Source organism: Sporosarcina limicola (assembly GCF_014873855.1).
In the GTDB taxonomy this organism is placed as follows: domain Bacteria; phylum Bacillota; class Bacilli; order Bacillales_A; family Planococcaceae; genus Sporosarcina; species Sporosarcina limicola.
In genome coordinates this window covers 113704-125882 of record NZ_JADBEL010000012.1, presented here as the reverse complement: position 1 = coordinate 125882, position 12179 = coordinate 113704, and the positions used below count along the sequence as shown (strand labels likewise).

The 12179-nt window shown below is 41.6% G+C and carries 13 protein-coding genes and 1 pseudogene; 9 read left to right on the top strand and 5 right to left on the bottom strand.

What is annotated here, in order from left to right; genetic code table 11:
• Both H4683_RS22395 and H4683_RS11975 read left to right on the top strand, forming a co-directional pair.
• Positions 1-99 (top strand): S-layer homology domain-containing protein, encoded by a 99-nt coding sequence (locus H4683_RS22395; RefSeq protein ID WP_420826559.1) that lies wholly within the window; start codon positions 1-3, stop codon positions 97-99.
• Positions 100-318: 219 nt separating this feature from the next.
• Positions 319-489: a 3'-5' exonuclease family protein gene (locus H4683_RS11975; RefSeq protein ID WP_192599068.1), complete on the top strand. Its 171-nt coding sequence runs from the start codon at positions 319-321 to the stop codon at positions 487-489.
• A gap of 153 nt (positions 490-642) precedes the next feature.
• Here H4683_RS11975 and H4683_RS11970 read toward each other — a convergent pair.
• Positions 643-951, bottom strand: a pseudogene (locus H4683_RS11970) (IS4 family transposase); the annotation flags it as partial.
• Between the two features lie 273 nt (positions 952-1224).
• Between H4683_RS11970 and H4683_RS11965 the strand changes: the two are divergent.
• A complete protein-coding gene (locus tag H4683_RS11965) occupies positions 1225-2436 on the top strand; it encodes an S-layer homology domain-containing protein (RefSeq protein ID WP_225942061.1) in 1212 nt (403 codons plus the stop codon).
• 709 nt (positions 2437-3145) lie between these two features.
• On the opposite strand, the gene H4683_RS11960 is transcribed toward H4683_RS11965, so the two are convergent.
• Positions 3146-3991 carry a HAMP domain-containing sensor histidine kinase gene (locus H4683_RS11960; protein ID WP_192599067.1) on the bottom strand — a complete coding sequence of 282 codons (846 nt, stop codon included), beginning with the start codon at positions 3989-3991 and terminating at the stop codon, positions 3146-3148.
• A 370-nt stretch (positions 3992-4361) separates the two neighbouring features.
• Positions 4362-4691, bottom strand: coding sequence for a CHY zinc finger protein (locus tag H4683_RS11955; RefSeq protein ID WP_192599066.1), 330 nt, complete (start codon positions 4689-4691; stop codon positions 4362-4364).
• 280 nt (positions 4692-4971) lie between these two features.
• On the opposite strand from H4683_RS11955, the gene H4683_RS11950 reads away from it, so the two are divergent.
• The 6 genes from H4683_RS11950 (at position 4972) to H4683_RS21405 (ending at position 9959) form a co-directional block, all read left to right on the top strand.
• Positions 4972-5250, top strand: coding sequence for a hypothetical protein (locus H4683_RS11950; RefSeq protein WP_192599065.1), 279 nt, complete (start codon positions 4972-4974; stop codon positions 5248-5250).
• A 206-nt stretch (positions 5251-5456) separates the two neighbouring features.
• On the top strand, positions 5457-6725 hold the full coding sequence (locus H4683_RS11945; protein ID WP_192599064.1) for an acetyl-CoA hydrolase/transferase family protein: 1269 nt from the start codon (positions 5457-5459) through the stop codon (positions 6723-6725).
• Positions 6726-6955: 230 nt separating this feature from the next.
• The gene (locus H4683_RS11940; RefSeq protein ID WP_192599080.1) at positions 6956-7684 is read left to right on the top strand and encodes an ABC transporter permease; all 729 of its coding nucleotides are present in this window, start codon (positions 6956-6958) and stop codon (positions 7682-7684) included.
• Positions 7685-7688: 4 nt separating this feature from the next.
• Entirely contained in the window at positions 7689-8477 is a 789-nt protein-coding gene (locus tag H4683_RS11935; RefSeq protein WP_192599063.1) for an ABC transporter ATP-binding protein, read from the top strand.
• A gap of 14 nt (positions 8478-8491) precedes the next feature.
• On the top strand, positions 8492-9601 hold the full coding sequence (locus H4683_RS11930; protein ID WP_225942060.1) for an ABC transporter substrate-binding protein: 1110 nt from the start codon (positions 8492-8494) through the stop codon (positions 9599-9601).
• A 13-nt stretch (positions 9602-9614) separates the two neighbouring features.
• Positions 9615-9959 (top strand): hypothetical protein, encoded by a 345-nt coding sequence (locus H4683_RS21405; protein WP_225942059.1) that lies wholly within the window; start codon positions 9615-9617, stop codon positions 9957-9959.
• 16 nt (positions 9960-9975) lie between these two features.
• On the opposite strand, the gene H4683_RS11925 is transcribed toward H4683_RS21405, so the two are convergent.
• Positions 9976-10938: a DMT family transporter gene (locus H4683_RS11925; RefSeq protein WP_192599062.1), complete on the bottom strand. Its 963-nt coding sequence runs from the start codon at positions 10936-10938 to the stop codon at positions 9976-9978.
• Positions 10939-10950: 12 nt separating this feature from the next.
• Entirely contained in the window at positions 10951-12177 is a 1227-nt protein-coding gene (gene pepT, locus H4683_RS11920; protein WP_192599061.1) for a peptidase T, read from the bottom strand.
• Between the last annotated feature and the right edge of the window lie 2 nt (positions 12178-12179).

Sequence of the window (12179 nt, the reverse complement as noted above, 5' to 3'; positions counted from 1 at the left end):
ATTGCGCTTGGAGATAATGGCTATTTCCGTCCGAATGAGCCAGTGACAAGAGCGCAGTTTGTTACATTTTTATCACGCATTATGCAGTTACAAAAGTAGTACAATAGATGGCGCTTTAGCGAAAGACATGTATCAGCCTGTTTTTTCTGAAAGCCCTCAGTAGCAAACTTGTCGCTTATTAATAGCGTGTAATGCAGCAAAATTAAATACTCTAAGGGGGGCTGTCTCAAAAGTCAGGAAAAATGACTTAGACAGCTCCTGTTTGTATTCTGTTATGAGATAATGAGAGTCAATCAAACAAAATGAGGTGGCGTAAAGATGGACTTTGTCGCTATCGATTTCGAAACGGCTAATAGCCTGCGTTCAAGTGTTTGTTCAGTGGGAATCGTGCAAGTTAAGAACGGGAAAATAATAAAAGAAATACAGTCCTTAATAAATCCTTTAAGTGAATTTCACTATTATAATACAAAAATTCATTTAATTGCCTAATATATGGTGCATGGTACACCATGAGTAGTTTTGGTATATGGCAATCGTAGACATCATCGACTTTATCTCATTTTGCATATATTCTAATTTACGTACATCATGGCTTTCGTGCACCATGATGTACGCTTGTAGAATATATTAGTTATTACTTACTCAACTTTCGCACAGTGAAATGGGCAAATAAGCCTTGATATAACTAGGCAAACCCTCAATCCATTGTTGTAGTTGACTTTCTATCAACTTTTTCATTTTTTTGTTTGTCAGTTTTATGCCATCTTGAAGAAACCCGATCAATTGCTGTAACGCAATAACCCAATCAAGTTCATTTACTTCATCGCATAATTCATAAAAAAGGCCACCTAACGTACGTTGGTCCGTATTACAACGATTCTGCCACGATAGCACTATATAACGGGCGAAAACAATCGTTGTGTGGCTTATCAAACCATCATACAAGCGTCCCTAAAACTCCTTTTGGCTTAAATCAATCCACATTTAATTGGCGACGTTTCCTACTGATGTTGAGCGCTTCAACGATTCAAAAAGTTTCTCATCTAACAGATACAAAACACGTTAAAGTTTTAAAAGAGATTTGGTCGTCTTGAAGAAGCTCAGAGATATGAAGTTGATTCATATATTAAGATTTTGTTAAGAAAACTCTCTTGCAAATTTGATAAGGTTAAGAAGGCAAGGTAGTTCCTAGCTGAAAATACTAAGAAGGAGGTATAAGTTATAATGAATAGTAAGAAATTTTTGAGAATGTTTTTGACAATGACATTAGCTTTATCGTCCACATTACTAATGGGTGTTGTAGTTAGTGATGCAAAGACGAGTGCAGATGTTACCGATTTAAAGGATTTAGATGCTGCTACAAAAGCGAAATTTGATGCATTAATTAGTGCAGGTATTTTTGAAGGTGATAGTGGATTTAGACTAGAGGAGGGAATGAATCGTGCACAATTTGCGAAAGTAGCTGCGCTTATTTTTAATTTAAACGTTGATTCATCTCTTAAAAAATCCTCTTTTAGTGATGTGAAAGTAGATGATCCAGCTTTACCTTATATCGAAGCACTTAAGAAAGTAGGTATAACGACTGGTATAACTCCAACAACATTTAACCCGGCTGATGATGTAACAGTAAAACAATTAGCGACCTTTTTAATTCGTGGATTAGGAAAGGAAGAGGAAGCTACCGATTGGGCAAAGGGGTATGTTGGATTGGCACTTGAGATGAAATTATTTGCAACTGATGCGAGCGGTAGTTTTGAGGGCAGGCAGCAGGCAAGCAGTGTACTGCTTGCTTCTGGCGCGTTCGAAGCAAAAAAAATGATTGAAGTAACACAACCGCTTGAAGTGTCAGAAGCAGAGTTCATGCCAGGGAACAAGCTTGAACTGACATTGACTACACAGGTTGATTTAGCTTCTATCGATTTATCTAAAATTACAATTAATGGTGTTCCACTAGATTCAAATCTAGACAGTTTCGAGTTATCAGAAGATAAAAAGACCATCATTATTAAATTGCATACTGGCTTCCAACTAGATACAACAAAAACACCTGTTATTGTTGTAAATGGGCTTAAGACGTTGTTTGGTAACGAATTAAAAAATGATACTGGTGAAGTTCCAATACCGGTGAAAGTAACAGAGCCTCCTTACACACCGATACCAACTGTTCCTGACCCAAGCCCTTCACCAACGCCAGTGCCAGAAGAGCCGGCACCAGCACCGGCGCCAGAAGAGCCAAATCCGAATACACCAAATCCGAATACACCAAATTCGAATACACCAAATCCGAATACACCAAATCCGAATACACCAAATCCGAATACACCAAATCCGAATACACCGAATCCGAATACACCAAATCCGAATACACCGAATCCGAATACACCAAATCCGAATACACCAAATCCGAATATACAGAATCCAATTCAGGAACACTAAACTAAAATCCAGCTCAGTAGATTCAAGGTTAGTACTGTTTGAAGAAGAACAGGATAAATATAAATAGAACCGTTTGAAAATAGACTTTTTAGCAATTTCCCGTGGGATATAGTATTGTATAACACGTAAACCACGTAACAGTAAGGCTGTATATCTTAGATTTTTTAATCAGATATACAGCTTTTTATTTGCTGCATGTCGATTGGAAATGTATATCAATCAAAGTATGTAAGTTTTCTTCGACTGCATAAAAAAAATTAGAGCCAATACTTTTAAACGTAATTTTCCTCATTTAGCGGAATCGATATACAACATATTTATAAATAGGGTGCCAATCCGAATGCTTCAAATTAGTACTTCAAAAAACGTTCGGAATGGCACTTATTGATTTTTAAGTCGTATGTCATTTCTGCCAAACGACTTTTTTGCTAAGGAAATTTTTCGTGCTTCAGATTTTCCAACGAATTTTTTGCCTTGATATTAAAAAAATGTCGTGTATTTTTACTTGTGCGGAAAACTTTCGTATAAAATTTGAAGAAAAAGTTGATTAAATGAAATAAAAACGATGCATTAAAATGGCTAAATCCGTTTCTTGAATAATTGATTGTAGGAAAAAACAGTCCGTTTCCTGCACGAATTTGTACACTTTTCGTACATTTCCATACAAAAAGCGCACACATTGCTCTGAAAAAGGTACACGTTTTTCTATTTAGTTTTTAGGTAGTGTTATTAAAAAAATCGTTTGTTCATAGGGAACGCTTGTCAAATTTATGCTGCCATGATGCAATTCAACAATTTCTTTGACGATTGAAAGACCGATTCCAAGTCCTTCGCCTTTTCGACTCCCATCTGCCCGGTAAAATCGCTCGAAGATTTTTTCCTGTTCCCCTAGTTCGATTCCTTTTCCTTTATCTTTTATGCCAATCTTTATATCATGTTGCGTTTCCTCGAGAATTATTCCTAGATAATGGCCACTTTTTCCGTAACGCACCGCATTGTCTAGCAAATTACGTATTACACGTTCAATGAGTTCCGCATCAATGAAAGCTTCAATCTCTGTATCCGGGATATCAACAGGGACCGAATAATTTTGTCCATCTAAGAATAGTAAGTATTCCGCTACAATTTTTCTCAATTGCTCAGATACGTTGTGTGAGGCGAGATGAAGTGTAAGGGTTTCGACATTTTTTTTTGTTAAGTCGAGTAATTGATCGAGTAGCTTGTCCATATATCGAGAGCGCTGCAAAATAATTTTCGCGCTTGCTTGTAATTCCATTTTGTCTTTGTATAGACCGTTCCGAATCGTTTCAGCATACCCTAAAATCATTGTTAACGGCGTACGCAAATCATGTGAAAGATTAGATAATAATTGCTTACGTCTACTTTCAAATTGAGCAATTTCAGTAGCCTGATTTTGAATTCTTTGTGCCATTGAATTGTAGTGTTTGGTTAGTTGTCCGATTTCGTCTTTAGCATTATCCTCCAGTACAATAACATCACCATAAATGTTCAGTTGATTGAGCGCGTGATTCAATTTCCTAATGCGTTTGTTCATAGAAGAGAAAAACATGTTAACAATGAAAGAGTGGTATTTATTATCATGTTTTTTTAAAAAAAGTATTGATAATGTAATAATGATTGGATTCTCCATGCTAATTGTAAAGGTCATTGCATTGTCATGTAAATTTCCAGAAAAAAGTAAACCGCCTTTGAGCCACTAAGCCTAGAGCGGTTTACTCCGTCGTGCTAATCGCCTTTGAAGCGATATTATTTTGTTGCAATCGAAGACCGTTTTGGTGTACCAGCACCAGGCGGTCTTTTTAATATATCTTATTTCTAACGTAAATATACCAAAATGACACGATTTCAGCAATAGTAGTGGTGTATTCGGAAGAAGCACACCTGTTGATTGGGTATACGCCTTTTTACGATTCAAAATACAAATTTCGATGCGAACCACAGCCCGGATTAAATGCAGCTGAACACGCAGGACATTCCGATTTACAATCCAAATACTCCGAAACAGTTAACTCATGTCCACAGGTGCCGCAAAGAATGGCTTTTTCATCAAATTTTTCTTTTGGCCATACTTTCGGATTGTCGCATCCGTTCTCTTCATGGCATTCATAACAAGGAAAGTACATGTCGCAGCAATAGAACTTAATAGCAATCCGATCAATTTCAGAATGGTAATGCGTACAACGGGTTTCATCATCGATAACAGCGCCACGTACTGTATGACCTGTAATTATCATAAGAAGTCTCTTCCAATCACATTTATTTATACAAATGGCCTTTAATAGCCTTATCCATCATCAATAAGCTTCGCTCTACTTCCGACACGATTAATGCGGAAAAAGGTTCTATATTTCCTTTGTCTGTTCTTTCAAATCGGTTATTTTTTGAAGCTGCATGCAATCTTCTCCTTTCCTAAGAATACGATAAATCTATACGTTCAGTATACACTGTAATCCTTAATTCACATGCATGAAGCTGAGAAAACAGGGCATTCTTTAATCTAAAAGGATTGATTTTATGTACAATGAATTACCTGTAATCCATACAAATATCTGGGATGCTCTCTTGGCGGTTCCAATCATTCTTATAATTGTTTTTTTACTAAGGATGTTTTTTAAGCTTTCCGAAAGTTGGTTTTCAACGGCTGCGACAGCGGCTGGGCTTGTGTTAGCAATATTTATAAGCCATTCGGGTAATTTACCCGCTGGTATCTTCATGGGCTTCTTTTACGGCGGGGCTGCAAGTGGAACGATTTATTCACTAAAAGTCTGGTTCAATGCGTATAGGAAAGAGTGAACAAACGCTTCATTTCAACGGACAGAATCCGCATTGCATAAGCCCTGGAATATCTTTTGCGCCAAAAGAAGCCGATCTTTGTCGCCATCCCATACCTCATCATATGCTTAGTATAGCGTTATTTCCAGAACGCACACAAGTTGAGCGGTCGCTCAGTTTCGTATATAATAGGAGAATCTACGGACTTATTAGGAGTGGAAAGTACCATGACGAAGCAATTGAGTAAAGAGGAAATCATCGGTTTGATTGGCAAAGAGGCGGATATTATTGTTCCGATTGCGAATGGGGAGCCACATGGCCTGCTCGATATTTTGGAAGAGAATTATTTGAAATTACAAAACGTGAAAATTCATCAGATGTTAGCGCTAAGAGAACGTAGCTATATTACAGGAGAAATGAAAAACCATTTGTCACATGTTTCCTACTTTTTAAGTGGAGCCACACGGAAAGCGTACCAGGCAGGACAAGTAGAGCTTGTTCCAAATGTATTCCATGAAGTTCCGCGTATGCTGAAGTCGACGACGAATATGTCAATGGTCATGACGGTTGCCTCCCCAATGGATGAACATGGTTACTTTTCACTTGGGACACAGGCGGATTATGTTTCCGAATTTATCGGCCATATGCCGTTCGTTTTAGAAGTGAATAAGCATATGCCGCATACGTTTGGTGAGAATCAAATCCATAGTAGCCAAATTGCAGGTTTTATTGAACAGGATGCCTATTTAACGGAAGAGAAGGCGCCTTTAGTTGGCGAAAAAGATATCAAAATTGCTGAGTTCATTACCAATGATATTAAAAATGGTGATACACTTCAAATTGGGATTGGAGCCATCCCGAATGCGGTTATGGGCATGTTGAAGGGTCATCGTCATCTTGGTATACATACGGAAATGCTGACGGATGGCATTGTCGATCTCGTTGCATCTGGAGCGGTTAGCGGCACTGAGAAATTCACTCATAAAGGGAAGATTGTTACGACGTTTGCATTTGGAACGCAGCGGTTGTATGATTTCATTCACAAAAATCCATCCATTGAGTTTTTGCCTGTAAGTTATGTGAATAACCCAATGGAAATTGCAAAAGAAGAACGAATTGTGTCCATCAATGCCACGACAGAAGTCGATTTCTATGGGCAATGCGCTTCTGAAACGATTGGGGGACGTTATTATTCATCAACGGGTGGACAAGCTGATTTTGCTCGTGGTGTACGTTTTGCAAAACACGGGAAAGGGTATGTTTGTATGCATTCGACGGTGAAGAATGATACCATTTCACGCATTCGGCAACAACTGACACCCGGTTCGGTCGTGACGACATCGAAAAATGATGTTGACAATATTGTAACGGAGTACGGAATTGCTCGTCTTTACGGAAAGTCTTTATCGGATCGTGCAAAAGCACTGATTGATATCGCACACCCATCGTTCCGTGAAGAATTATTGTTTGAAGCGAAGAAAAATGGAATTCTCTAAGAATTAAGTAAGCAACGTCCTTAGTCTTGGGACGTTGTTTTTTATCGAATAAATACCAAAGACCTTGGATTCAAAGTGTTTGCCCAACACACTTTTTTAGGCTGATACATACAATTTATATGAAGAGGTGGTGAACGTTGAAAAGAGATGAGACCGCTGTTCGATATGAATCTTTTGAAATTGAACAGCGTGAATGGAAACAAAGGCAAACGAAAGAACGGCTAAAGCAGATGTTGACAATCGCCTCGCCATTATTCTTACTTTTACTATGGGAATTCATGTCGAGGACAGGAATGATTGATATCCGTTTCTTTCCACCGCCCTCTGCTATCGTAAACACTTTTTGTGGAATGATCTCAAGCGGGGAGATGGCAAGTCACATCGGCGTTTCTTTGTATCGGATTTTCGTCGGATTTCTTGCGGGTGTCATTCCGGGTATCATCGTCGGGCTACTCATGGGGCTCTATTCACCAATCCGACATTTCGTTTCACCGATTGTCATGGCGCTCATGCCGATTCCTACGCTTGCTTTGCTACCAATTATGATCATTCTTTTCGGAATTGGGGATTTGTCGAAAGTTGTTACGATTGCGGGAAGTGTCTTTTTCCCTGTCGTCATCAATACAGCAGCCGGCGTTATTAACATTGACTCTATCTATTTGGACGTAGCGAAAAATTATGGAGCAGGCAGAGTAAATTTTTTCCTAAAAATCGCTTTGCCAGGTGCGATGCCCGTTATGCTGGAAGGAATTCAGATGGGGCAGGCGATTGCGCTTCTGACAATTGTGGCTGCAGAAATGATGGGTGCGACGTCTGGAATTGGCTACCTAATTTGGACTTCGTACAAAGCGTTTTTATTGCAGGAAATGTACGTTGGGCTCATCCTTATTTCGTTTTTCGGCTATCTATTCTCGCTGTTGCTACGAGGAATCCAGAAAAAGATTTTACCGTGGAGGTGAGCGGATGGAAAGGAAAACGAAGATTGAAATACACAATTTGACGAAGGCATTCTATAAAAAACAAGGGAGCGTCACAGCGCTTGATGATATTAGTTTCACAATCGGAGACGGTGAATTCGTCTGCCTTGTTGGACCGAGCGGATGCGGAAAGACGACGCTCCTCCGCATTTTGGCGGGACTTGAACAACCGAGTATCGGTGTATTCACAATTGCGAATGATGGCGAAGAACGTCCGCTCCAATCCATGGTGTTCCAGGAAAGAGGCATCATTCCATGGCTCACTGTAGAGGAGAACGTAGCTTTCGGACTGAAAATGCGTCATATGCCGAAGAAGATTGTAAAAGAGCGGACGACGTATTATTTGAAAAAGACGGGGCTCGAAAAATTTTCTTCACTTTATCCAAAAGAACTGTCGGGTGGGATGAAGCAGCGGGTGAGCATCGCAAGGGCGTTTGCGAATGACCCAGAAATCCTCTTGATGGATGAACCGTTCGCCGCGCTCGATGAACAGAATAAATTCATCTTGCAGGAGGAATTGCTGTCAATCTGGTCGGAGACGGGGAAGACGGTGCTGTTCATCACCCATAGTATCGACGAAGCGTTATTGCTTAGTGACCGAATTCTCCTTATGAGTTCGCAACCGGGGAGAATTATAGAAGAAATTATTGTGGATATGCCGCGCCCACGTAAGATGGAGGACATTCGAGAAGATCCGGTCATGGCGGGACGGTTTATTGACATATGGAAACACCTGCAAGAGGAAGTGCAACGGTCAAGGCGGGAAGACGAGTGAAAAGGAGAGGTTCTATGGCGAGGTGGATGAAAAGCGGTTGGCTAATCTCATTATTCGCATTGGTGTTACTAATGGGTGCCTGCTCTCCGAAAGAGACGGAGAAGTCAGTTACAGAAGGTAAAACGCCTGGAAAAGGGACCGAAGTTTATCCGTCAGGGGATTTGGCGCCACTCGATAAAAGGGCAAAAGTGGTCATTGCGGAAGATGGGTCGGCGTCTGGGGCGGGCTTTTACATTGCAAAAGAGAAAGGGTATTTCGAGGATTATAATATCGAAGTGGAATTTGCGCAGTTTGCGAATAGTGATGACATGCTTCCGGCACTAGCCGCAGGGGAAGTTGACATTGCGGGCGGCGTTTCAACCGCATCATTTTTTAACGCAATCGCGCAAGGTATTGACGTAAAGATTATTGCGGATAAAGGGCATAATGTGCCTGGAAAATCCTATTTTACTTTTGTCATCGGCAATCATATGGTCGATGAATTAAAAGATTATCCCGATTTCAAAGGAAAGAAAATTGCAGTATCATCACGAAATTCAATAGACGGCTATATCTACCAGGAAATGCTCAAGCATGCTGGTTTGACCGAAGAAGATGTGGAATATGTTCACATCAGCGATTTCGGTGCTATGCTCGGTGCAATTGAGTCTGGAACAATCGATGCAGCACTCAATATCGAGCCGCTCATCGCACAGGGTGTCGACAAAGGTTTCCATGTCCGATTCGGTGATGCGACGGATTATGCACCCGAATCTCAAATTGCGATGGTACTTGGATCGCCGAAATTTATGAGTGAAGAACAGGATATTTCGTTACGATTCATGTCTGCCTATTTGAAAGGGGTTCGTGATTACAACGACGCCTTCATCAAAGGGGAAGGCAAAGATGAAGTGATTGAAATCATGACCATGCATACAGCACTGAAAGACCCAGCGCTATGGGATAAAGTGAACGTTACTGGACTAGATCCGGATGGCAAGATGTTCATCGACGACATTAAAAAGCAATACGATACCTATAAAGCAAACGGCGCCATCCGAGGCGATATCGACTTCGACAAAGCAATTGACACGTCGATAACGGAGAAAGCAGTCGAGATGATTGGGGTATATGATCGGGATTGAATCGGGGAAATAGGTGAATTATGGCGGTGGCGGTGATAAAGTGCACCAAGGCGGTGATAACTCGTCCCGAGGCGGTGATAAAGTGCACCAAGGCGGTGATAACTCGTCCCGAGACGGTGATAAAGTGTACCAAGGCGGTGATAACTCGTCCCGAGACAGTGATAAAGTGTACCAAGGCGGTGATAACTCGTCCCGAGGCGGTGATAAAGTGCACCAAGGCGGTGATAACTCGTCCCGAGGCGGTGATAAAGTGCACCAAGGCGGTGATAACTCGTCCCGAGGCGGTGATAAAGTGTACCAAGGCGGTGATAACCACAACCACCTCCGAGACGGGGGGGATTCCCGCCGCACCAATTAAAAATTGCCCGCACCTTCTAATCGGTGGCGGGCAATTTTTTCTTCGCAAGTGCAGTTTGGTAACTATGTAAGGCCATTCCGATAATAATGATTGCGATACCGACGAGCGCAATCGGACCAGGGAGTGCAATGCCAAGAATAAACATTTCACCGATTATCGCAAAAATAAGCTCCGTTGATTGGGTTGCTTCAACAGCCGCAAGCTTTCCTTGGTCGCCTTGGACAAGATCGGTTGCCATGAAAAAGAGCGTTGTGGCGATAACGCCGGAACTGATGGCGACGATGAATGATTGCCCAACCTGATTCATAGAAGGAAGGCCAACCGTTTGCCACGCGTAAATCGCAAAACCAATCCAAATAGGAATGGTCATAAGTGTCATGCCGAGTACCCGCTGAAATGTATCAAGCCGCCCGTTAAGCAAGCCCATCATTTTACGATTGCCAAGTGGATAGGCGAAAGCTGCTACAATGACAGGTAAGATGCCGAGCAATAATGTCTGCATTCCTACATCTTTCGCATTCGGAATCTGAATGAGTACGACGCCGACAAAAATAATCAATGTGATGCCCAATGAAATGATAGGAATCTTATGTCGGATTTTCTTCTCGCCATCCTGCGTTTTCACGACAATTGTGAATAACGGAGCGAGCAAAACCCCCGCCACAATCGTCAATTGCCAAGTTCCGGCTAGTAACCATCCGGGGCTGTAAGCTGCCGCGAAAGTAAGTGGTGCGTAAAAGAGAACGAAGGCCGTGACACTCCAAATGAAGAAAGGGGCAGGTTTCGCGACCATTTCCCTTTTCACATCACCGAGTCCTTTTCGGTAAGCGACGATGGCAACTAAAAATGGCACCATAAAGAAATAGCGGAGAGAAGCGCTCCAAAGCCAGCTTCCTCCCGATAATTCCATGGATCTATTTAAAACGAATGTGACTGCGAAAAATACGGAGGAGAGTATACCAATCCATATTGCCTTCATGCGGGAACCCCCTTATGCGCGCTCTTCGAACAGTTGGACTGCTTCGATAATAACATGCGTCGCTTTTACCATATTATCGGCTGAAATATACTCGTATTTACCGTGGTAATTTTCGCCGCCAGTGAAAATGTTCGGCGTTGGCATGCCCATATAGGATAGTTGCGAGCCGTCAGTTCCACCACGTATCGGGACTATATTCGGTTCGATAGCAAGTTTTTTGAAAGCATCGGACATGATATCGACAATTTCCATGACAGGCTCGATTTTTTCGCCCATATTGAAATATTGATCCGCGATTTCAAGCGTTACAGCTTCCTCGCCATATTCCTTTTTCAACTGGTCAGTCGTCTCAAGCATTAGCTGTTTTCTCGCCGCGAACGTATCACGATCGAAATACCGGATGATGTAGTTAAGTGTTGTCTCCTCGATAGATCCGTTAAACTTCATCAAATGGATAAATCCTTCGTGGCCATCCGTCTTTTCTGGAACCTCATCCGTTGGCATTGCAGCTTGGAATTGATTGGCTAACAAAATGGAATTCACTAATTTATCTTTCGCGGAACCTGGATGTACGCTTTTACCACGAAGAGTGACCCGTGCACTTGCCGCGTTGAAGCTCTCATATTGCAGTTCGCCAAGGGGTCCTCCGTCCATTGTATAGGCATATTTTGCGCCGAATTCGTCCACGTTAAATTTATGTGGTCCACGTCCGATTTCTTCATCCGGCGTAAATGCGATGCGTAATTTACCGTGTTTAAAATCCGGGTTAGCCAATAAGAACTCCATCGCTGTCATGATTTCGGCAATCCCCGCTTTATTATCAGCACCCAGCAAGGTCGTACCGTCTGTTGTAATGAGGGTATGTCCGACGTAATTTTTTAATTCGGGAAAGTCATTTACTTTCATGGCTATATCGATATTTAGTTGTATGTCATTTCCATCATAGTTGTCGATTCGCTGTGGTTTAACGTTTTTCCCTGTATAGTCGGTTGTTGTATCGACATGGGCAAGGAATCCGATGACAGGCACATCGCGATCTGTATTAGCTGGAAGCGTCGCAAATAGATAGCCATTGTCGTCCAGTGTAATTTCTTGTAACCCGATGTCAGCAAGCTCTTTTTGCAGTACATGTAACAAATCCCATTGTCCCATTGTCGATGGGGTAGATGAACTTGCCGCATTCGATTCAGTATCGATTTCTGCGTAGCGTATAAGGCGCTCAATCAATTTTTCTTTCATTT

Coding starts and splice junctions, on each gene's coding strand:
- H4683_RS11975 (WP_192599068.1), top strand. CDS start 319: ATGGACTTTGTCGCTATCGATTTCGAAACGGCTAATAGCCTGCGTTCA.
- H4683_RS11965 (WP_225942061.1), top strand. CDS start 1,225: ATGAATAGTAAGAAATTTTTGAGAATGTTTTTGACAATGACATTAGCT.
- H4683_RS11960 (WP_192599067.1), bottom strand. CDS start 3,991: ATGAACAAACGCATTAGGAAATTGAATCACGCGCTCAATCAACTGAAC.
- H4683_RS11955 (WP_192599066.1), bottom strand. CDS start 4,691: ATGATAATTACAGGTCATACAGTACGTGGCGCTGTTATCGATGATGAA.
- H4683_RS11950 (WP_192599065.1), top strand. CDS start 4,972: ATGTACAATGAATTACCTGTAATCCATACAAATATCTGGGATGCTCTC.
- H4683_RS11945 (WP_192599064.1), top strand. CDS start 5,457: ATGACGAAGCAATTGAGTAAAGAGGAAATCATCGGTTTGATTGGCAAA.
- H4683_RS11940 (WP_192599080.1), top strand. CDS start 6,956: ATGTTGACAATCGCCTCGCCATTATTCTTACTTTTACTATGGGAATTC.
- H4683_RS11935 (WP_192599063.1), top strand. CDS start 7,689: ATGGAAAGGAAAACGAAGATTGAAATACACAATTTGACGAAGGCATTC.
- H4683_RS11930 (WP_225942060.1), top strand. CDS start 8,492: ATGGCGAGGTGGATGAAAAGCGGTTGGCTAATCTCATTATTCGCATTG.
- H4683_RS11925 (WP_192599062.1), bottom strand. CDS start 10,938: ATGAAGGCAATATGGATTGGTATACTCTCCTCCGTATTTTTCGCAGTC.
- pepT (WP_192599061.1), bottom strand. CDS start 12,177: ATGAAAGAAAAATTGATTGAGCGCCTTATACGCTACGCAGAAATCGAT.